At 59.1% G+C, this 18,262-nt stretch carries 22 protein-coding genes; 8 read left to right on the top strand and 14 right to left on the bottom strand.

From position 1 onward, the window contains the following. Nucleotides 1-58: 58 nt before the first annotated feature. Nucleotides 59-946 carry a prolipoprotein diacylglyceryl transferase gene (gene lgt, locus ACPYOP_RS12725; protein WP_481410851.1) on the bottom strand — a complete coding sequence of 296 codons (888 nt, stop codon included), beginning with the start codon at nt 944-946 and terminating at the stop codon, nt 59-61. A 263-nt stretch (nt 947-1,209) separates the two neighbouring features. Here lgt and ACPYOP_RS12720 point away from each other — a divergent pair, with 263 nt between their 5' ends. The 4 genes from ACPYOP_RS12720 to ACPYOP_RS12705 all read left to right on the top strand — a co-directional run bounded on the left by ACPYOP_RS12720 (nt 1,210) and on the right by ACPYOP_RS12705 (nt 3,663). After that, a complete protein-coding gene (locus ACPYOP_RS12720; RefSeq protein WP_112340711.1) occupies nt 1,210-1,470 on the top strand; it encodes an accessory factor UbiK family protein in 261 nt (86 codons plus the stop codon). 390 nt (nt 1,471-1,860) lie between these two features. Then, complete coding sequence (locus ACPYOP_RS12715) at nt 1,861-2,361, top strand: type III secretion system chaperone family protein (protein WP_112340712.1); 501 nt, start codon at nt 1,861-1,863, stop codon at nt 2,359-2,361. Between the two features lies 1 nt (nt 2,362). Beyond that, nucleotides 2,363-3,202 carry a pyrroline-5-carboxylate reductase gene (gene proC / locus ACPYOP_RS12710; protein ID WP_481410750.1) on the top strand — a complete coding sequence of 280 codons (840 nt, stop codon included), beginning with the start codon at nt 2,363-2,365 and terminating at the stop codon, nt 3,200-3,202. A 119-nt stretch (nt 3,203-3,321) separates the two neighbouring features. Further along, entirely contained in the window at nt 3,322-3,663 is a 342-nt protein-coding gene (locus ACPYOP_RS12705; protein ID WP_481410749.1) for a tRNA-binding protein, read from the top strand. 35 nt (nt 3,664-3,698) lie between these two features. On the opposite strand, the gene ACPYOP_RS12700 is transcribed toward ACPYOP_RS12705, so the two are convergent. The 6 genes from ACPYOP_RS12700 to ACPYOP_RS12675 form a co-directional block, all read right to left on the bottom strand. Then, complete coding sequence (locus ACPYOP_RS12700; RefSeq protein WP_481410748.1) at nt 3,699-4,280, bottom strand: DUF1349 domain-containing protein; 582 nt, start codon at nt 4,278-4,280, stop codon at nt 3,699-3,701. An 11-nt stretch (nt 4,281-4,291) separates the two neighbouring features. Continuing rightward, the gene (locus tag ACPYOP_RS12695; protein ID WP_481410747.1) at nt 4,292-5,674 is read right to left on the bottom strand and encodes an ATP-binding protein; all 1,383 of its coding nucleotides are present in this window, start codon (nt 5,672-5,674) and stop codon (nt 4,292-4,294) included. Between the two features lie 21 nt (nt 5,675-5,695). Then, nucleotides 5,696-6,397 (bottom strand): response regulator, encoded by a 702-nt coding sequence (locus tag ACPYOP_RS12690; RefSeq protein WP_149634791.1) that lies wholly within the window; start codon nt 6,395-6,397, stop codon nt 5,696-5,698. 77 nt (nt 6,398-6,474) lie between these two features. After that, nucleotides 6,475-6,945 carry a MarR family winged helix-turn-helix transcriptional regulator gene (locus ACPYOP_RS12685; protein ID WP_481410746.1) on the bottom strand — a complete coding sequence of 157 codons (471 nt, stop codon included), beginning with the start codon at nt 6,943-6,945 and terminating at the stop codon, nt 6,475-6,477. A gap of 473 nt (nt 6,946-7,418) precedes the next feature. Next, entirely contained in the window at nt 7,419-7,682 is a 264-nt protein-coding gene (locus ACPYOP_RS12680; protein ID WP_120664552.1) for a hypothetical protein, read from the bottom strand. A gap of 249 nt (nt 7,683-7,931) precedes the next feature. Continuing rightward, a complete protein-coding gene (locus tag ACPYOP_RS12675) occupies nt 7,932-8,570 on the bottom strand; it encodes a DUF1236 domain-containing protein (protein ID WP_481410745.1) in 639 nt (212 codons plus the stop codon). 226 nt (nt 8,571-8,796) lie between these two features. Here ACPYOP_RS12675 and ACPYOP_RS12670 point away from each other — a divergent pair, with 226 nt between their 5' ends. Continuing rightward, nucleotides 8,797-9,441 (top strand): MBL fold metallo-hydrolase, encoded by a 645-nt coding sequence (locus ACPYOP_RS12670; RefSeq protein ID WP_481410744.1) that lies wholly within the window; start codon nt 8,797-8,799, stop codon nt 9,439-9,441. A 65-nt stretch (nt 9,442-9,506) separates the two neighbouring features. On the opposite strand, the gene ACPYOP_RS12665 is transcribed toward ACPYOP_RS12670, so the two are convergent. From ACPYOP_RS12665 to ACPYOP_RS12650, 4 genes are all read right to left on the bottom strand, one after another. After that, nucleotides 9,507-9,941, bottom strand: coding sequence for a BA14K family protein (locus tag ACPYOP_RS12665; protein WP_481410743.1), 435 nt, complete (start codon nt 9,939-9,941; stop codon nt 9,507-9,509). Between the two features lie 149 nt (nt 9,942-10,090). After that, the gene (locus ACPYOP_RS12660; protein WP_004116423.1) at nt 10,091-10,306 is read right to left on the bottom strand and encodes a cold-shock protein; all 216 of its coding nucleotides are present in this window, start codon (nt 10,304-10,306) and stop codon (nt 10,091-10,093) included. A gap of 497 nt (nt 10,307-10,803) precedes the next feature. Continuing rightward, the gene (locus ACPYOP_RS12655; RefSeq protein WP_481410742.1) at nt 10,804-11,694 is read right to left on the bottom strand and encodes a DMT family transporter; all 891 of its coding nucleotides are present in this window, start codon (nt 11,692-11,694) and stop codon (nt 10,804-10,806) included. A 92-nt stretch (nt 11,695-11,786) separates the two neighbouring features. Then, nucleotides 11,787-12,932 (bottom strand): PQQ-dependent sugar dehydrogenase, encoded by a 1,146-nt coding sequence (locus tag ACPYOP_RS12650; protein ID WP_481410741.1) that lies wholly within the window; start codon nt 12,930-12,932, stop codon nt 11,787-11,789. Nucleotides 12,933-13,444: 512 nt separating this feature from the next. On the opposite strand from ACPYOP_RS12650, the gene ACPYOP_RS12645 reads away from it, so the two are divergent. Beyond that, nucleotides 13,445-14,647 (top strand): pyridoxal phosphate-dependent aminotransferase, encoded by a 1,203-nt coding sequence (locus ACPYOP_RS12645; protein WP_481410740.1) that lies wholly within the window; start codon nt 13,445-13,447, stop codon nt 14,645-14,647. Between the two features lie 140 nt (nt 14,648-14,787). Here the strand turns inward: ACPYOP_RS12645 and ACPYOP_RS12640 are convergent, their stop codons facing one another. After that, the gene (locus tag ACPYOP_RS12640; protein ID WP_481410739.1) at nt 14,788-15,846 is read right to left on the bottom strand and encodes a calcium:cation antiporter; all 1,059 of its coding nucleotides are present in this window, start codon (nt 15,844-15,846) and stop codon (nt 14,788-14,790) included. Nucleotides 15,847-16,114: 268 nt separating this feature from the next. Between ACPYOP_RS12640 and ACPYOP_RS12635 the strand changes: the two genes are divergently transcribed. Next, on the top strand, nt 16,115-16,396 hold the full coding sequence (locus ACPYOP_RS12635; protein WP_481410738.1) for a DUF2188 domain-containing protein: 282 nt from the start codon (nt 16,115-16,117) through the stop codon (nt 16,394-16,396). 87 nt (nt 16,397-16,483) lie between these two features. Here ACPYOP_RS12635 and ACPYOP_RS12630 read toward each other — a convergent pair whose 3' ends face one another. Together ACPYOP_RS12630 and ACPYOP_RS12625 are read right to left on the bottom strand one after the other, a co-directional pair. After that, nucleotides 16,484-16,999: a GrpB family protein gene (locus ACPYOP_RS12630; protein WP_481410850.1), complete on the bottom strand. Its 516-nt coding sequence runs from the start codon at nt 16,997-16,999 to the stop codon at nt 16,484-16,486. A 2-nt stretch (nt 17,000-17,001) separates the two neighbouring features. Continuing rightward, nucleotides 17,002-17,916, bottom strand: coding sequence for a LysR family transcriptional regulator (locus tag ACPYOP_RS12625; protein WP_481410737.1), 915 nt, complete (start codon nt 17,914-17,916; stop codon nt 17,002-17,004). A gap of 92 nt (nt 17,917-18,008) precedes the next feature. On the opposite strand from ACPYOP_RS12625, the gene ACPYOP_RS12620 reads away from it, so the two are divergent. Further along, nucleotides 18,009-18,262, top strand: a 254-nt coding sequence (locus tag ACPYOP_RS12620) for an SDR family NAD(P)-dependent oxidoreductase (RefSeq protein WP_481410736.1), incomplete at its 3' end; no start/stop codon positions are given.

Here is an 18,262-nt window from a genome sequence, read left to right as displayed (position 1 = left end):
CGTGGCCCTGACAGGCTGGGAGCCTCTTTCGAAAAGACCACGCGATATTGACCCCACCTCAAACCATCTGCCTGGTCGCCGCCAGACGGGCGCGGATGACAGCCCAAAGGCCGATGGCGACCATCGGAAGCGACAGCACCATGCCCATGGTCAGCCAGTTCGTGCCGAGCAGATAGCCGAGCTGCTCGTCAGGCTGACGGAAGAATTCGACAAAAATACGCGAGAAGGCGTAGCCGATGACAAAAATACCGCTGACCGTGCCCGGTTTCTTCAGCGCCAGCGCCCAGCGCGTGAGGGCAAAGAGAACAAGGAAGAGAATGATGCCTTCGATACCGGCTTCATAAAGCTGGCTCGGGTGGCGCGGATCGGGGCCTGCAGGGCAGACGCCGTCATGGGCAGCGATTACATGCGGACTGCAGAATACCATCGCCCAGGGAACGTCCGTGGCCCGGCCCCAAAGCTCGCCGTTGATAAAGTTAGCGATGCGGCCGAAGAAGAGGCCGACCGGCGCGGCCGCCGCGACGATGTCGAACAAGCTCCAGACCGGAATCTTGTTGCGTTTGGCAAACAAAAACATGGCGATGGTCGTGCCGATTAAACCGCCATGGAAGGACATTCCGCCTTTCCAGACCTGGACGGCGCGGATCGGATTGGCGATGACCTGATCGAGATCATAGAAGAGAATATAGCCGATGCGGCCGCCCAGAACGATGCCGAAGGCGACCCAGAGAATGAAGTCATCCAGGTGTTGGCGCGTCATCGGCGCGGTGTCGTTCAGCCAGAGCCTGCCGCTGTCGACCAGCGACCTTGCATAGAGCCATCCGAGCAGGATGCCCGCCACATAGGCGAGCCCGTACCAGTGGACCGGGACGGGGCCGAGATTGACGGCAATCGGATCGATATCCGGAAAAGGCAGGATGGCGGCGAGATTGGCGGATGTCAGCAAGATCGTCAGGCCCGTTGCAGCATGTTCCCGAAAGCACCGTGTCATTTCGGAACAGGACCATGCTAAGTATCCAAATGTGCGCGGAACATGGCGTTCGCCACTGAATCGGTCAAGTCGTTTGTTGCTGCGTCCGTGATCCGAAGCTGCATTGTCCCGTCCTATCTCAATTTGCTTGCATCGGCCCCTTGGAAATCTTACCTCAGCACTATCTGGCCCGTATCGATGCCTGACCGTTGAGGGCCGACGGCCGCAAGGAGACTGCCATGAGCACTGGACCGAACCGAATCCTGGATGAATTCGCCAAGCTGATGACCGATGCCGCCGGTGCTGCCCAGGGCGTGCGCCGCGAGATAGAGACGGCCTTCAATGCCCATGCGGAGCGCTGGTTGAACAGCATGGATATCGTCAAGCGGGAGGAATTCGAGGCCGTTCGCGAGATGGCGATCAAGGCGCGCGATGAGAACGATGCGTTGCTCGCAAGAATCGAAGCGCTGGAAGCCAAGCTCGCTTCCAAGGGCAAATAAGCTCAATCTTCTGCCCGCAGACCGGTGCGGCACCCGCTTGCCGCACCTTTTTCCTCTGAAAATTTCCGTCTGTTTTTCCACTTGTGGACATAGGCAAAAAAGCCAATCGCCAGAGTCGGTTATGACTCCCTTCTGAATAGACGTCGGAAGAGCTTTCCACAGTGCCGTTTCCAAAATCGATGCTCAGGGGCTGGCATGCCGGGCATGCCGCTATACACTGATTTTAAATGATGATTCGAAACGGACTTGGTAAGCCCCGGGCATGGTGGACGCGTTAGTCTGGCAGCCGTTCAACATCATCCCGAATATGGTTCCGGAGTAAAACTGTTTGCGTTCTTTCAGTGTTGGGTCACGGGAAAACTGCAATCATTCCGGTCAAGAAGGTGCTGCATGAGCCTTATGGAAATGGAAGTCGAACGACAATCGAATCCGGTCGACATGATCGAGTTCGTTGCTGCCAATAACGACTGGTCGTTCGAGCGGTCGGGCGAGGATGAAATCGCCATGACCGTCGAAGGGCGATGGACCGATTATCATGTCTCTTTCTCCTGGATGGAGGAGTTCGAGGCGCTGCACATAGCCTGCGCGTTCGATGTCAAGGTTCCCGATCCGCGTGTCAACGAGGTGATCAAGCTCCTCTCCTGCATCAATGGGCAGGTGCTGATGGGCCATTTCGATCTGTGGCGTCAGGAGGACATCGTTATCTTCCGGCAGTCGCTGCTGCTGTCCGGCGGGGCCGAACCCACCAACCGGCAGGTGGAAGTGCTGCTTTCCAACGCGCTTGACACCTGCGAGGCATACTATCAGGCTTTCCAGTTCGTGGTATGGTCCGGGCTCGACGCGAACCGCGCCATGGAAGCCGTGCTTTTCGAAACGGTGGGCGAAGCGTGACATGACAGGTCAACCATCCGCCAATGCATTCGTATCCTCCGGGCCGATCATGCTGATCGGCGCGGGGAATATGGGTGGCGCCTTGCTGACGGGATGGCTGAAGAACGGTGTGCCGGGATCGTCGGTCATCGTCGTCGATCCCAATCCGGCCGAGGCGATGCGGAAAATGATCGCGGATGCGGGTGCCAGCCATGCCACCGAAGCTCCCGCCGGCGTGACGGCCGGTGTTCTTTTCATTGCCGTCAAACCCCAGCTCATGGATGCGGTTCTGCCGCCGCTTAAATCGCTTGTGGGCAAGGAGACCGTCGTCGTCTCAATTGCCGCCGGCAAGACGCTCTCCTCGCTTGAAAAGCACCTGGGGGAGGCAGCGATGGTGCGCGCCATGCCGAATACGCCCGCCATGGTCGGACGCGGCGTGACCGGTGCTTTCGCCAATGCTGGGGTGAACGATCGCCAGCGGCAGCTGGTTCACAACCTGTTGAAAGTATCCGGCCCGGTCGAATGGGTGCCTGATGAGGCCGACATCGACTCGGTGACCGCGCTTTCGGGCAGCGGGCCTGCTTATGTTTTCTATCTCGTGGAATGCATGGCGGAGGCGGGCCGGAAGCTCGGCCTGCAGGCGGACCTCGCCATGCGGCTTGCACGGGAAACCGTCGCGGGGGCTGGTGAACTGTTGCACCAGTCTCCCGACGACGCTTCGCGCCTGCGTCAGAACGTGACGTCTCCCGGCGGGACGACCGCTGCGGCGCTCGGCGTGCTGATGGCGGAAGACGGCATGCAGCCATTGTTCGATGCGGCCCTGGAAGCGGCACGCAAGCGGGCGCAGGAACTGGCTAGCTAAAGCAGTTTCAGGAAAAGTGCACAGCGGTTTTCCGGCGGGAATGCGTGAGAGCAAAGAGAAGAATGGCTCAGCGGTTCCGTGAAATGCGGGCATTCTAAATTTTCGATAAAGGGCAGGGCATGGCGGAAGAGATCACCTATGGCGATTTCGAACGGGTGGATATCCGTGTCGGGACGATCATCGAAGCGGAGACCTTTCCGGAAGCGCGTAAGCCCGCCTACAAGCTCAGGATCGATTTCGGGCCGGAGATCGGCATCAAGCGTTCCTCCGCGCAGATCACCGTGCATTATACGCCGGAGACCCTCGTCGGACGGCAGGTGCTGGCCGTAGTCAATTTTCCGCCTCGCCAGATCGGGCCGGTGCGCTCCGAAGTGCTGACCCTCGGTTTCGAGGATGAGACGGGCGCGATCGTTCTTGCGGCGGTGACCCAGCCGGTGCCCGATGGTAAGAGGATGATGTAAGCGACCGCCCCTTTTGCGATCGCGGGAAAACAGGCTCAGTGAATATCCCTTGATAGGGGATCGGTCAGGCTGAAATCGAGGAATTCCGCCTCGAAGCCTTCGCGCTGCGGCGAGCAGAAGGCCGGTCCGACCAATACGTCCTCCAGTGTCGGATCGAACCAGCTGAGTCTCGCCATGCGCCATTCGCTCATCCGGTCGGTGCGATACTGGATGAACAGGGCGTCGCCGTTGCGGGTGACCCGCGCGGACATGGCGTCGAAATCGTGATCCAGCCGGAAAGCGGACCAGTCGGAATTGCCGTTGGTGACGACGACGCTGAAATGCTTGGCGCCGTCGGTATATTCGATCCCGCATTTCATCCAATGCCTGGCGCCGTGGCGGAGCATCAGGCCGGCCTGATCATAAAGCTCTCGATAATGTCCGATGAATGTTACTTCGGCGGTGAAATCGCCGCGGCGCGGCATTCCGAGAAAATGGCCGTTGTCGTGATGGAAGCCGTAATAGGTTTCCTGCCAGAAATCGGTCTTGTTGCCGGAACGGACGAACAGCCGGCCCTGGTTCATTTCCCATAGCGGCGGCGCGTTCAGCCAGTGCATGCCATCAATATCGATCGGCATAAAAGCCCCCCTCATGCAGGAATGCGGATCGTGGCACGCAGGCCGCCGAGCGGGCTGTCGCCGAGCGTGACGTTGCCGCCATGGCTGCGGGCTATATCGCGCGCGATGGAAAGGCCGAGGCCTGTGCCTGATTTGTCAAGATTACGCGCGGTATCCAGCCGGAAGAACGGCTTGAAGACATCGTCTCGCGCTTCGACAGGGATGCCGGGTCCGTCGTCGTCAAAGACGATTGTCAGCCATTTGGCGCTGTGCCGAGCCTCGACGCGGAGGCTGTTGGCATAGCGGCGGGCGTTGGTGGCGAGATTGGTCACCAGGCGCGTAAAGGCATTGGGCCGGACGGAGATCTCATCGTCGCCGTCGATCGAGAAGCTCATGGATTTGCCATGCAGTGTGAAGTCCTGACGGATCTTTTCAAGGATGTCGCTGAGCTTGAACTGGCCGACATCTTCCTCCGCTTCGCCTCGGGCGAAGGCCATATAGCCCTCGAGCATGCTCTGCATGTCCTCGACGTCCTCGCTGAGGCCGACAAGATCGGGATTGTCGCCGACAAGGGCAAGCTGCAGCTTGAAACGGGTGAGAACCGTTCGCAGGTCATGGCTGACGCCGGAGAGCATGGCCGTGCGCTGCTCGATCTGCCGTTCGATGCGCTCCCGCATCAGGATGAAGGCGAGACCGGCGCGACGTATTTCGTCGGCCCCACGGGGGGAATAGTTTTCCAGTCGCTGTCCCTTGCCGAAGCTTTCCGCGGCCTGGGCCAGGGCCAGGATCGGGCGGATCTGGCCACGCAGGAAGAGCACGGCGATGCCGATCAGCACCAGCGAGGTACCGACCATCCACAGGATGAAGATATGCGTATTGGAGGCATAGGTCTGGCTGCGCTTGGCGAAGACGCGCAACACCTTGTCAGGCAGCTTGATGCGGATCTCGACCAGACTGGAATTGCCGACGGTGTCAATCCAGAAGGGCAGGTTGATCTGATCGCGGATCTCATCGCTCAGAATGCCGTCGAGGATCGAAAAGAAGGGCTTCTCGCCGGGCCGCGGCAGCTCGCCGCCGGGCTCGATCGAAATGGCGAGGTCGAGCTTCTGGCGCGCCATCTGGGTAACGGCCGAATAATCGGCATCCTGCGGATAGGTCTGGATGATGGTGATGATGGCGGCGATGTCGCGGGTGGTCGCCATCGACAGCCGCTGCGTCACCATCTGCCAGTGGCGTTCCATGAAGACGACGGTCACGACTGCCTGCAGGATGATCATCGGCAGGATGAAGATCAGCAGCGAGCGGGCATAGAGGCCGGTCGGCAGAACATACCGGCGCAACCAGCGCGTCAGCCACCGGAGCCCGTTGGAGGGCGTGTGGTCCTGGTCGCGCCTGATCGAATCGAAAGTCACCATCACCTGATCCCGCGGCCGATCTCAGTCTATGCTCAGGCGGTAGCCTATGCCACGCACCGTCTGCAGCCAGATAGGGTTGGCCGGATCGTCTTCAATCTTGCGACGCAGTCGGTTGATTTGTACGTCGATGGTCCGCTCGCCCACTTCGGCATCGCTGCCGATCAGCTCGTGACGCGGGATCGTCTCGCCGGCGCGCTTCGCGAAGAGCAGCATGATTTCCTGTTCGCGGTCGGTCAGGCGGATGAGTTCCGCCGCCTTCTTGAGTTCCTTGCGCGTCAGCGAAAACGTATAGGGGCCGAACATGACGAGCTCGATCTTAGGGGAATCGGCGGGAGTATTGCGCCGAAGTATGTTGTTGATACGCAGCACAAGCTCGCGCGGATCGAAGGGCTTCGGCAGATAGTCGTCCGCGCCGGCCTCGAGGCCAGCTATGCGGGAGTCGGCTTCGGCAAGCGCCGTCAGCATGATGATCGGAATGTTCTTGATGGCGCGCAGGCTCGATGTCAGCGTGATCCCGGATTCGCCCGGCATCATCACATCCATGATGATGAGGTCGAAATCGAGCCCTTCCAGTTTGCGGCGGGCCTCGGCACCGTCGGCGGCAGCCGTTACCCGGAAACCCTTCTCCATCAGGTAGCGGTTGAGGAGGGCGCGGATACGCGTATCGTCGTCCACGACCAGAAGATGTGCTGCATCATCCGAGATTGCTGTTTTTATGGTCATTCGATCCGTCTCGATCCTGTCCTACCCATAGATTGAGATGAGGCATTCCGCACCGGCCCCCGCGGTCTGGATTGCCGTCACTTCTCGGTCTGCATTCCCCGCAGGAAACGTTTCACACTTTCGCGCGTCGCTTCCGACGCGCCTTCGAATGCCCGTTCAATGCGGCGCGATTGCGGCTCCGCCAGCGCCAGAGCCAGATCGCGGCCGGCCCGCGTGGGGTAAAGCTTGCGCTGCCGCCGATCCTCCGGACCGGCAACCTGCCGAATATAACCCGAATCGATCAATTGTTTGAGAACCCGCGCCAAACTCTGTTTGGTGATCTGCAATGTTTCCAGAAGGTCCGCAACGGTCATGCCGGGTTCGCGGTTAACGAAATGAACGACGCGATGATGAGCGCGCCCGAAGCCGCTCTTGACGAGAATCTGGTCCGGATCCGAAACGAAATCGCGGTAGGCGAAGAAAAGCAGCTCGATCACCTCGAAATCAACGCTTCCCGCATTTTGCATCGGTGTTTCCAGCAGCTCCGTCCTTGCCGCGTTCTGGCTCATCTGTCGTGGCACCCTGGCACTTCCTTTCCAATTTTGGAGCATCCGGGAAACTTACGCAAAAATATGTCAGCTTCGTTGACACATTTTTACGCCATCGACTGTTTTCGCACAATTGCTGCACGGCGCAAACGGCGCTGCCGCGTCGGAAAATTACGCGCGCGGCCGTGCAAAACGCCAACATATCTCGTAATTCCCCCCGCTGCATCTCGTGGATAGAGCGCGACGGAAATGATAATCAACCCCTGGCGTGACCGTGAAGGCAATCTTTGCAGGCCATGGCGGGAAGAGAGGCCATGCAAAAGCGATCGAATGGCGCGGCATTCGATGCGGGTCTGGCAAGTGCCGGCCTTGCCGACACGTTCCGTGTCATCTCCGTTCGGATACACGGATTCATAGGCTGGTGCGCGTGGACCAGCCTATGAATCCGCACAAGCCGGACGAGTTGCTCCACCGGCCTGTGCGATTTGATGAATTTACGACTTGCGGCCGAGAACCGCGCCAACAATGGCGGAAAGTACGCCGCCAGCGACCAGCGAGGATATGCCTTGCGCAACGAGGCCGGTGAGGGCTTCGCTGCCGATCAGATTAAGGATCAGACCGCCACCAAGGCCGCCAATGGCACCAGCGATCGTTCTCGCAACGAGGTTTATCCCTTCCTGCTTCAAAACGGCGCTCGCGGCGTTGCCACCGATCGCACCGGCTATCAATTGCGTAATGATAGGCCCTAAACTTTCCATGACTACCATTCTCCCATTGCTCCGGAAGACACTCCCGGATCCCCTCTCGTCGCATCCCGGATTGCTACAGCAGGAAGCGGCGATAATCCTCAGTGGATATTAGGATTACATCAAGCAAGGATCGCTGCAAATAGAAGGGCAACCCAAACGGGAGAATTCTGCAATAATTTCAGGGGAAATCCGCGATGCAGGCTTGCGGCCGATCAGCCGCAAGCCAATTTCGCCATCCTGTTCGGCCCTGCGGGCGAATCAGCGGTAAACGTAGACGATACGCCGCGTCCCCGGATCGACCAGGACCGGTTGGTTGTTCACTTCGACATAGCTGTACTGATAATCCGGGATGCGATGCACCTCCACGCTTTGCGGAACCGTGGCGCCGACCACCAGGTTGCCGCTCAACCTGACCGTATCGACTGGATTGTCGTCGATATAGGTTCGGATTTCCTCAGGCGGCGTGACCGCGACCACATTGCCGCTGCCCTGATCGACGGCGCCGAGCAATTGGTCATTCGGGCCAGGCTGCGCCGTCTGGACGCTGCCGGTATTGACAGGATCGGTCTGCTCGTAGGTGATGGTGGGAATGCCGAGATCATCGCGATGGTCCTGGACCACCACCGACGCGCCGTTCTGTTCGACGCTGAGATACTGGGCATAGACCCAACCTCGCATGCCGTTGACATCGACACGGCACCAGCGGCTGCCTTCGATGCAGCCATCCAGCGTCGCCTCGGATCCGCGCGTTGCGACGCCGACGGTCGGGAATTCCGCGCCCGGGCCGGAGCGAACTTCGATGTCGCTGGCGGTGGTTGCGGACATTTCAGCCTGGGCGAGGCCTGCGCTGCCGGCAAGAATGACACCGGCCAGCAGCAAATTTTTCTTCAAGGACATTGGTTCTCTCCTTCTGGCCTCTAAAGACCTATCCTCAACGCTTTGGGTGCTTCAGTGTTCCGGCCGGCCTGCTTTGATCACGCTGCTGTCCAATGAAGGTGCGCGTTTAAATATCCGAACGGGGGAGAAGGCTGACTTTCGCACCGCCTTGAAGCGAGCGGGGGCTGTTTTGCCGGAGGTTTGCGGCTATATCCACGGCAGAACGATCAAACAGACGAGGCGCTCCATGGGCATGCTCCAGGCCGGCATCATTCCGGTGACCCCTTTCGAACAGAATTGCACCATCCTGTTCGATCCGGAAACGAAGGAGGGCGTCGTGGTCGATCCGGGCGGTGATGTCGACGTCATCCTGCAGACCGCGCGCGAGAACGGCATCACCTTGACGGCGATCTGGCTGACCCACGGTCATATCGATCACGCCGGCGGCGCCGACGAACTGCGCGAGGCGCTTGGGATCGAGGTGATCGGCCCGCATGAGGACGATCGTTTCCTGCTGGAAGATATCGAAGCCAAGGGCAAGATGTTCAACATTATCGGCGTGCGCAATGTCGTGCCGGACCGTTTCCTGAAGGAGGGCGACAAGCTCTCCTTCGGCGAGCATGAGTTTGAGGTTTTCCATTGCCCCGGCCATGCACCCGGCCATGTCATCTATTTCAACCGGAAGCAGGGCTTTGCCCATCTCGGCGACGTGCTGTTCAACGGCTCGATCGGAAGAACGGATTTGCCCGGCGGCAATCACCAGCAGCTGCTGGAATCGATCCGCGACAAGGTCTTCCCGCTTGGCGATGAGGTCGGCTTCATCTGCGGTCATGGGCCAGGCAGCAGGATCGGCGACGAGCGTCGCACCAATCCTTTCCTGCGCGGATTGTAAAAAAAACGCCGCTGGGAAGCGGCGCTTGGATTCCTCGTCATATGAAGTCGGTAGCAGAGCGCCAATCAGTCGGCGGCGCAGAAGTGACGCATGCCGTCATAGCCGACATAGGTGCCGGAGCGGCCGTCAAAGCTTCTGTAGCGGTCGTAGCAATAGCGCATCCAGGCGGAGGACCAAGGGCGCAGACCGGATACAGGCGGTGCGTAGTAGCTGACATCCCGCTCGACATAAACGCGGCGCGGCTGCGGGCGATAATAATAATCCGGAGGAGGTGCGTCGTAACCAGGGTCGACATAGACCGGCGCCGGCTCGACATAGCGCGGCTGGCTGGCGATAGCAGAACCGACGATCAGGCCGGTGGCGAGACCGGCAGCGCCGATCGCCCAGCCATCGCGGTTGTGATGACGCCAGTATTCATCAGCGGACGCGGCGCTCATGGAAGTTACCGTCAGTGCCGCGGCGACGGCGGACATGACGAGCGTTTTGCCGAGTGTGGTCATTGGCCTATCCTCTAACGGAAGCGGGGCAAAAGTCATTCCCGCTCTTTCATGGGAGGCAGACTATACGCGGCAAACTGAATGCAGACTGAATGACAAAACCCGGCATCGCTGCCGGGCCTCAACTCGAATTTGATAGCCGTAAAGGCGTCTCAGCCGGCAATCTGCAGATTGACGGCCTTCGGCCCCTTGCCGCGGCGATCCGGTTCCGTGTCGAAGCTTACCTTCTGGTTTTCCGACAATCCAGCCAGACCAGAAGCCTGAACTGCAGAAATATGTACAAAGATGTCCGCGCCACCCTTGTCCGGTTTGATGAAACCGAAGCCCTTATCGGTATTGAAAAACTTTACAGTGCCAGTCTCGGCCATGCCTCAGGTCCTTTTCTCTCTGCCCACCATCCACACGGGCAGCATTACGTCCTTGCCCTTGCGGGCGTTTGCAGGCAGTTCTCGAATTTTGAAGGAAAAGGTCCCCGTAACTCGGCATGATCTCGATGCGATGTTTGCCACCCCGCTTCTCGATCAAGCTGACCGGAATATTAGCGTTTCCGGCGCGCAATTCTATTAGGACTTCCCATGCTCTAAAAATGCCCGAACACCGTTGAGAGTGCTGTGTTTATGGGAAATTGGCAAGCAAAAGTTTTTTAACGTGTCGGAAGAGGCACAATAGCGTAACGTGCATATGTTATTGCGATTCGCAAATTTTCCCACTTCGGAACAAGTTTCTAAGGTTTTTCCATCGCTCGCGATATAGTTTTGGTGAAATTTTCCCAAATCGGCCGCTGTGAACGCCCATTTTCGATTGTTCGGAAAAATTTCGGCAAAGTCGGTCGAGAGCCGGCGAAAGCACGCTTTTCAGGGCTTTTTTACGCTGCGGCGTAGCGACGTCGGGCCAATTCCGGCACGAGTTCGACCGCAAGCATCGCGGTAAACATCAGGGCGCAACCGACATAGCCGAGCGGCCCCATGGTTTCGCCCAGCAGCAAAGCACCGAGCGAAGCCCCGAACAATGCTTCCGAAGAAAGAAAGATCGCAGCCTGAGGGGCGGTCGTGTAGCGCTGGCCGATGATCTGCAGCGCGAAAGCCAGGCCGGACGAAAAGATGCCGACATAGAGGATCTCGCCAAGCGCTGCACTTATATCGGCGATGCTGATCGGTTCGATGGCGACCGCGACGGCAAGGGCGAGAGCGGCGGTGACGGCAAATTGAGTTGCGGAAATGCCAAGTGGCCGGCCGGTTTCGTTGACGGCCGAGCCGGCAAGGGTAATTTGCGCCGCCCAGAAGAGCGCGCAGATGACGGTCAGAAAATCGCCTGATGTCAGGCGCGAGAAGGAGCCCCCCGACAGCAGATAGATGCCTGAGAGCGCCATCAGCGCTGCCGGCCAAATGATCCAATGCGGCGACCGGCGCAGGAAGATAACGGCAATCAGCGGTACGAAGACCACGTAGAGGCCGGTTATGAAGCTCGAATTCGTCACCGTCGTCGTCAAAAGCCCGATCTGCTGGGTCGCGGCACCCCCGAAAAGCGTGAGGCCGATCAGTAGAAAAGCGAGCCAGTTGCTACGCGTCAGAGGCTTTGCAGCCTTTCTCTTTTCCATCCAAACGAAAGGCAGGACCACCAGGGTGGCCACGGCAAATCGCAGGCCGATGAACCAGAAGGGTCCGATCGCCTTCATGGCTGTCGATTGCGCAACGAAACCGCCGCCCCAGATCGCGGCGGCAACCAACAACAACAAATTCGCCTGTATGCGAGACATCTGCATCCTGCGGGAAGGGAGGAAAGAAATGGGGCGACCGTTAACAGCTGCTTTTGTGCCGGGCAAGGGCGAAAGGCGCCGGAAGCGGAGCGCTAACTTGCGGCCCTCGAAACCCTCAGGAGCATTCCATCCTCTTCATCGGTGGTGATCAGCAGTGCGCCATCGGGAGCGACGATGATATCGCGCAGACGGCCGAATTTATCGTCGAACATGCGTTCCCGCTCGATGATCTTGCCCTTGCCGTCCTGGCTCAGCCGTGACAGCAGCTCGAATTTCAGGGCCGTGACGAGGAAATTGCCGTTCCATTCGGGAAACATCTTGCCGCGATAGATAGCGATGGCGCCGGGCGCGATCGAAGGGTCCCAATAGAAGCGGGGTTGCTCCATACCGGCCTTTGCTGTGCCTACACCGATCTTGGTGCCGGAATAATTGACGCCATAGGAAATGACCGGCCAGCCATAGTTCTTGCCGGCTTCGGGCGTGTTGATCTCATCGCCGCCTCTGGCGCCATGTTCTGCCGTGTAGAGCCTGTTCGTCTCGCTGTCGAAGGTGATGCCCTGCGGATTGCGATGGCCTTTCGACCAGATTTCCGGCGGGGCACGCTTGCCGTCCTTGAAGGGATTATCGGCCGGGATGCTTCCGTCGGCCTCGATATGGATGATGGAGCCGGCATCGTCCTGAAAATCCTGGGCGCGATCCTGCTGACCGCGATCGCCAAGGCTGATGAAGAGGCTGCCGTCGCGGGCAATCGCGATGCGCGAGCCATATTGGATATTACCGCGCGACAGCTTGTTCATGAGGAAGATGCGCTTCACATCGGTCAGCTGCTTTTCGTCCTGCGACAGTCGGGCGCGAAAGACGGCGGTGCCGCTTCCGCCGTCGCTCGCCACCGAGGCGGTGAAATAGAGGGTGCGGTTGCTGGCGAATTTCGGATCAAGGGCGACGTCGAGCAGGCCGCCCTGGCCATGGGCATAGACTTCAGGGACGCCCGAGATCGGGGCGGAGATCTTGTCACCACGGACAAGCCGCATACGGCCCGGGCGTTCGGTAACGAGATAGGCTCCATCAGGCAACACTTCGACTGCCCAGGGATGGTCGAGCCCTGCCGCTATCGTTTCGACCTTGACGGTCGCCTCTTGCGTCTTGATGGTTTGCGCCGGTCCGGCAAGCGTGGCCGTTCCCGAGAGCACGGCGCTGGCTGTCAAAACGATCGAAACTCTCGTTCTACCAGGGCGCATCGTCCCAACTCCCCAACATCCTTACTTTCGCAAGGTGGGGCCATTCATTGGTCGTTCAAGGCGAAGCCGATAACGTCTTTGTGTTCCTGGCCGCGAAATGGCCGACCTATCCGTTCTCGCTGTTCTGCTGGCCGGCAAGGCTCTTTTCACGCGAGCAGCGCGTGCGTGCGACCTTTGCTGTCGGAAGGAGTCGGGCAAATATTTGTTCTGTATAGGAAATTCGCGCGCACTTCAGATTCTGATTCAGATGCTTCACGCAGTGATTCAAGTTTGGGCAAACAGGCAACGTCGAACTGTGATCGGTGGAGCTTGGACAGGCGGTGCGCATAGTCGCTCGTTGCGAGCCTCTAGCCGGGTAAGAAAAGCTTGGCTGCTCAGCCCGGAAAGCCATGAAATAAAGCCACTGTGACGCCTTTGTGCTTGAAACGGCGGCCCATATTCGACATAGAGCTTAGCGCAGAAAACTGGTCCACAGGCTTTCTGCCATTTTCAACCGAATAGGACCGATCACCATGGCCTTTCTTGCCGACGCTCTTTCCCGTGTAAAGCCTTCTGCCACCATCGCCGTTTCCCAGAAAGCGCGCGAGCTGAAAGCAAAAGGACGCGACGTGATCGGCCTCGGCGCCGGTGAGCCGGATTTCGATACGCCCGATAATATCAAGACGGCCGCCATCGATGCGATCAATCGTGGCGAGACGAAATACACGCCGGTTTCCGGTATTCCCGAGCTGCGCAAGGCGATCGCCGCCAAGTTCAAGCGCGAGAACAATCTCGACTATACCTGGGAGCAGACGATCGTCGGTACCGGCGGCAAGCAGATCCTGTTCAATGCCTTCATGGCGACGCTGAACCCGGGCGACGAAGTCATCATCCCGACGCCTTACTGGGTTTCCTACCCGGAAATGGTGGCGCTGTGCGGTGGCACGCCGGTTTTCGTCGCAACGACACAGGCCAACAGCTTCAAGCTGCAGCCTGCCGATCTTGAAGCTGCGATCACGCCGAAGACCAAGTGGTTCATGTTCAACTCGCCGTCCAACCCGTCGGGCGCTGCCTATTCGCATGCCGAACTGAAGGCGCTGACGGACGTACTGGTCAAGCATCCGCATGTCTGGGTCCTGACCGACGATATGTACGAGCACCTGACCTATGGCGATTTCAAATTCGCCACGCCGGTGGAAGTCGAGCCGAGCCTCTATGATCGTACGCTGACGATGAACGGCGTCTCGAAGGCCTATGCCATGACCGGCTGGCGTATCGGCTATGCTGCCGGCCCGTTGCAGCTCATCAAGGCCATGGACATGATCCAGGGGCAGCAGACCTCCGGTGCGACCTCGGTCGCCCAGTGGGCAGCCGTCGAAGCGCTGAATGGCACACAGGACTTCATTCCCCACAACAAGAAGATCTTCGAAGGTCGCCGCGATCTCGTCGTATCGATGCTGAACCAGGCAAAGGGCATTTCCTGCCCTGTTCCGGAAGGTGCCTTCTACGTCTATCCGTCCTGCGCCGGCCTGATCGGCAAGACGGCTCCGACGGGCAAGGTCATCGAGACGGATGAGGACTTCGTGTCCGAGCTGCTGGAATCGGAAGGCGTTGCCGTCGTGCACGGTTCGGCTTTCGGCCTCGGCCCGAACTTCCGCATCTCTTACGCGACCTCGGAAGAGCTGCTCGAAGAAGCTTGCCGCCGCATCCAGCGCTTCTGCGGTGCCTGCAAATAAGCAGCTGAAGACAAGTCACATGAAAAGCCCGCCAGAGATGGCGGGCTTTTTGCGTTCAGCTCGATGCTTTGGGTTCATCAATTGATTCAAGCGCTTCGCAATTTGAGTCCGACGATCGGTGCAAGCCATTGAAATCGGAATCAAAGTCCGAGCGCGGTCAGCATGATAAAGGTGGCGAAGAGGATGAAATGAGTCATGCCCTCGATGGCATTGGTTTCGCCATCGTTGAGGTTGATGGCGGCGGCGATCAGCGTGATCATCACCATGACGGTCTGCACCGGCGACATGGCCATGATGAAGGGCTGGCCGGTATAGAGCGCAATTGCCTCCATGACGGGCACCGTCAGGATGACCGTCGATAGCGAGGCGCCCATGGCGATATTGACCGTCGCCTGCATGCGGTTGCGCAGGGCTGCCCGCAACGCCGTCAGGATTTCCGGGGCCGCCGAAATCGCAGCGACGACGATGGCCGCGATGGCGGGCGGTGCTCCCGTGCCCTTTAGGCCGGTATCCATGAAGGTTGCCATGAACTCCGCGAGCGCGCCGATCAGCACGACGCCGATCAGGATTGTCACGATCGAGGTGGTGGTGGACTCGTCCTCATGATGCTCTTCTGTTGCCGCGAGTTTCTTCTCCGTGCGCGGATAGCTGTAGCTGAAGAAATAGCTGTGCTTGCCGACCTGCATGCGCAGGAACAGCGCATAGAGCGCGATCATCGCAACGATGGTGAAGGCCGAGTAGTAATGCCATTTCGGATCGGGGATGAATTCCGGCACGATCATCGAAATTCCCATGGCCGTCAGGATCATCACGCCATAGGTCCTGCTGGAATCGTCGTTATAGGGCTGCTCGCCATGTTTCAGGCCGCCGAGCAGGGCGGCGAGGCCGAGGATGCCGTTGATATCGAGCATGACGGCGGAGTAGATCGTGTCACGCACCAGCGTCGGCGAGCTTTCCCCGCTCATCATGATGGCGAGGATGATGACTTCGACGGCGACGGCCGACAGGGTCAGGATCATGGTGCCGTAGGGGTCGCCGACCTTGACGGCAAGGGTTTCGGCATGATGGGCGACGCGCATGGAGGCCAGCACAATCGTTGCGATCAATGCCGCTGCTGCGATCATCGATGCTGCTTGCCCCATTTCGAGCACGGAATGCTCACCAACAAAGGCAATGATGGCAATTGCCAATGCGACCAACAGGGCTTTTTCCTGCCTAAACCACTTTGCTGTGATCACTTTCCCAACCTTTGCCCCGATTCACGATTGCACTCTAAAGCAATGATTTCGCACATCAAGCGTCCAGGCAGGAGCCGAAATTTGCAGTTGGCGCGGTTTAATGGAATACTGCAAGGATAGGTCTGCCCAACCAATATGCCGCGGCATCCTCGAAACCCGTCTCAGATGCACGCGATCCTGCCGGCAATGTCCGGATTCAGAGGTCTTGGCAGATGAGAAGGAGGTTTGAATGGTCAAGGTCGTTTACGAAATCGTGCCGCATGACGGTGGATGGGCCTATCGTTTCCGCGATGTTTATTCGGAGGCGTTTCCGACGCATTCCGAAGCTGTGGAGGCCGCGCGGATCGTTGCGGCTGAACAGCAGGTCGGGGGCGACTCGGCCGAAATCAGCTGGCAGGACGAAAGCGGCAAGTGGCATGAGGAATATGCCGATGGCGGCGACCGTCCGGAAACGGAGGTTCTCGACGGCCAGCGGCATTTCCCGCCGGTCGATACGGCGCCTGGTGCCTAGCGCGGTTCAGCGCTTCACGGAATCACCAAACCGCCCTGTCTCTTTACTGTTCCGCAATTCTGGGCGGAAAACCGCTGCGCTATTGTTCTAGGTCTGCCGCTCGTCGACTGCCTTTTCGATGATCGCTTCGACGAAGTGACGCTTCTCGGTGGTATAGCGATCACCATCGTGCCGGTAGGTTTCGGCGAGTTCCAGTTTCAGTTTCTCATAGGCGGCCGCTTCCGCCGGATGCGCCCGAAGATAATCCCGAAAGATTATCCTGCGTTCATGTGTCCGATTGTTCGGCGGGCAAAGATAGACGCGCTCCGGCGGTCTGCCTTCGCGCCGCATGAATGCCCAGACTTCATCATCATAGCGATTGCCGCGCGGTTCGTAGCTTTGGTCCAATAGAATCCGTGTCGCGGCAGGGATGTCGGCGGAGCCGCGCAGGATAATGTCGATATCGATAAGCGGTTTCGCCGCGAGGCCGGGAATGGATGTGCTGCCGATATGCGCGATCGCCTCGGCATAGGGAGCCAGCAATTGCTGAAGCCCGTTGCGGATGCGCTCGAAATCATTCGGCCAGGTCGGGTCATATGGCACCAGTTCCACCGCTGCTCCCATGGTCAAGATGGTTCCCCCGTGTTGTTGCCCTTGATGTAAACAAGCAAACCCGCGACCAGCGCATCAAATGTCACGCGGCAGCGCGGCGACGTCTTCAGGTTTTCATGCATGACGATCCAGGTGTCGAGCGGCAATTCGATGTCGGGCAACAGACGCACGAGGCTTGCGTCGCGTCTTGCCAAGGGGATCTGGTAAAAGCCGATGCCGATACCGGCGCGTAAAGCGTTATGCAGTGCGGTGCTGTTGTCGGATCGAAAGCTGAAAGAGATCCCGTCGAGTATCGGATAGCGTTTCTGCATCACTCGTATGTAGGCAGTCTGGCGATCGAAGCCGATCAGCTTGTGCCGGCGTAGCGCCTCGAGGGTCTCGGGTTTGCCATGCCGCCCGATATAGCTGCGATGAGCGAAGAGGCCGAGGGTGATGGTGCCGATATGGCGTGCGAGCAACGCCTCCTGCGCCGGCGCCACCATGCGCACGGCAATATCGGCTTCGCGCTGCAGCAGGTCTTCCACCGCGTCGGAAGCGGAAAGCTCGATGATGAGCTCGGGATATCTCGCCTGCAGTTCGGCAAGGATCGCTGGCAACACTTCCGTTCCGATGACCTCGCTTGCGCTGATGCGCACCGTGCCGCTGACCTTGTCCTTCGAACCGGAGGCGGCCCGCAGCAGGGCGGCGGCCGTACTTGCCAGCGTCTCGGCATAGGGTTTCAGTGCGAGGGCGGCATCGGTCGGCAATAGGCCCTGTTGCGAACGCGTGAACAGTTCGGCGCCGACCGCCTTTTCCAACGCGTCGATATGACGTCCGACCGTCGGCTGTGTCAGGCCGAGATCGCGAGCAGCCGCCGAGAGCGAGCCGTGCTGCAGCACGGTAAGGAAGGTGCGATAGAAATCCCAGCTTGGTTCGGATGATGATGCCATACATTTATGTATATCATCTGCATATTTTTCCGCAATTTCGTTTATCGCAACGGTTCGGCATAGTCAGCCCATCGAAACCGATGGAGATGATCATGATCAATCAGTTGGAGCATGGGAAAACGGCCCTGATACTTGGCGCCACCGGCGGCATTGGCGGCGCCGTGGCTGAGGGGCTCGCCGCACGCGGCTGGTGCATCCGGGCGTTGAACCGCAATGCAGCCGAGGCGTCCCGCCGCCAGCCGGGCTTCGACTGGGTTCAAGGCGACGCTATGCAGGCAGACGATGTCCTGAAGGCTGCGCACGGCGCCGATGTTATCGTGCATGCAGTCAATCCTCCCGGCTACAG

It is taken from the genome of Rhizobium sp. KNZ2-6A, assembly GCF_056755475.1.
The sequence above is the reverse complement of the archived record's forward strand: the minus strand, read 5'-3'. Positions and strand labels throughout refer to the sequence as shown.

Excerpts from the sequence above, each read along its gene's own strand:
- ACPYOP_RS12665 (WP_481410743.1), bottom strand. The coding sequence starts at position 9,941 with ATGACCACACTCGGCAAAACGCTCGTCATGTCCGCCGTCGCCGCGGCA.
- ACPYOP_RS12700 (WP_481410748.1), bottom strand. The coding sequence starts at position 4,280 with ATGCCGATCGATATTGATGGCATGCACTGGCTGAACGCGCCGCCGCTA.
- ACPYOP_RS12645 (WP_481410740.1), top strand. The coding sequence starts at position 13,445 with ATGGCCTTTCTTGCCGACGCTCTTTCCCGTGTAAAGCCTTCTGCCACC.
- proC (WP_481410750.1), top strand. The coding sequence starts at position 2,363 with ATGACAGGTCAACCATCCGCCAATGCATTCGTATCCTCCGGGCCGATC.
- ACPYOP_RS12650 (WP_481410741.1), bottom strand. The coding sequence starts at position 12,932 with ATGCGCCCTGGTAGAACGAGAGTTTCGATCGTTTTGACAGCCAGCGCC.
- ACPYOP_RS12630 (WP_481410850.1), bottom strand. The coding sequence starts at position 16,999 with ATGGGAGCAGCGGTGGAACTGGTGCCATATGACCCGACCTGGCCGAAT.
- ACPYOP_RS12715 (WP_112340712.1), top strand. The coding sequence starts at position 1,861 with ATGAGCCTTATGGAAATGGAAGTCGAACGACAATCGAATCCGGTCGAC.
- ACPYOP_RS12625 (WP_481410737.1), bottom strand. The coding sequence starts at position 17,916 with ATGGCATCATCATCCGAACCAAGCTGGGATTTCTATCGCACCTTCCTT.
- ACPYOP_RS12690 (WP_149634791.1), bottom strand. The coding sequence starts at position 6,397 with ATGACCATAAAAACAGCAATCTCGGATGATGCAGCACATCTTCTGGTC.
- ACPYOP_RS12670 (WP_481410744.1), top strand. The coding sequence starts at position 8,797 with ATGGGCATGCTCCAGGCCGGCATCATTCCGGTGACCCCTTTCGAACAG.
- ACPYOP_RS12680 (WP_120664552.1), bottom strand. The coding sequence starts at position 7,682 with ATGGAAAGTTTAGGGCCTATCATTACGCAATTGATAGCCGGTGCGATC.
- ACPYOP_RS12695 (WP_481410747.1), bottom strand. The coding sequence starts at position 5,674 with ATGGTGACTTTCGATTCGATCAGGCGCGACCAGGACCACACGCCCTCC.
- ACPYOP_RS12635 (WP_481410738.1), top strand. The coding sequence starts at position 16,115 with ATGGTCAAGGTCGTTTACGAAATCGTGCCGCATGACGGTGGATGGGCC.
- ACPYOP_RS12675 (WP_481410745.1), bottom strand. The coding sequence starts at position 8,570 with ATGTCCTTGAAGAAAAATTTGCTGCTGGCCGGTGTCATTCTTGCCGGC.
- ACPYOP_RS12720 (WP_112340711.1), top strand. The coding sequence starts at position 1,210 with ATGAGCACTGGACCGAACCGAATCCTGGATGAATTCGCCAAGCTGATG.
- ACPYOP_RS12660 (WP_004116423.1), bottom strand. The coding sequence starts at position 10,306 with ATGGCCGAGACTGGCACTGTAAAGTTTTTCAATACCGATAAGGGCTTC.
- ACPYOP_RS12705 (WP_481410749.1), top strand. The coding sequence starts at position 3,322 with ATGGCGGAAGAGATCACCTATGGCGATTTCGAACGGGTGGATATCCGT.
- ACPYOP_RS12655 (WP_481410742.1), bottom strand. The coding sequence starts at position 11,694 with ATGTCTCGCATACAGGCGAATTTGTTGTTGTTGGTTGCCGCCGCGATC.
- ACPYOP_RS12685 (WP_481410746.1), bottom strand. The coding sequence starts at position 6,945 with ATGAGCCAGAACGCGGCAAGGACGGAGCTGCTGGAAACACCGATGCAA.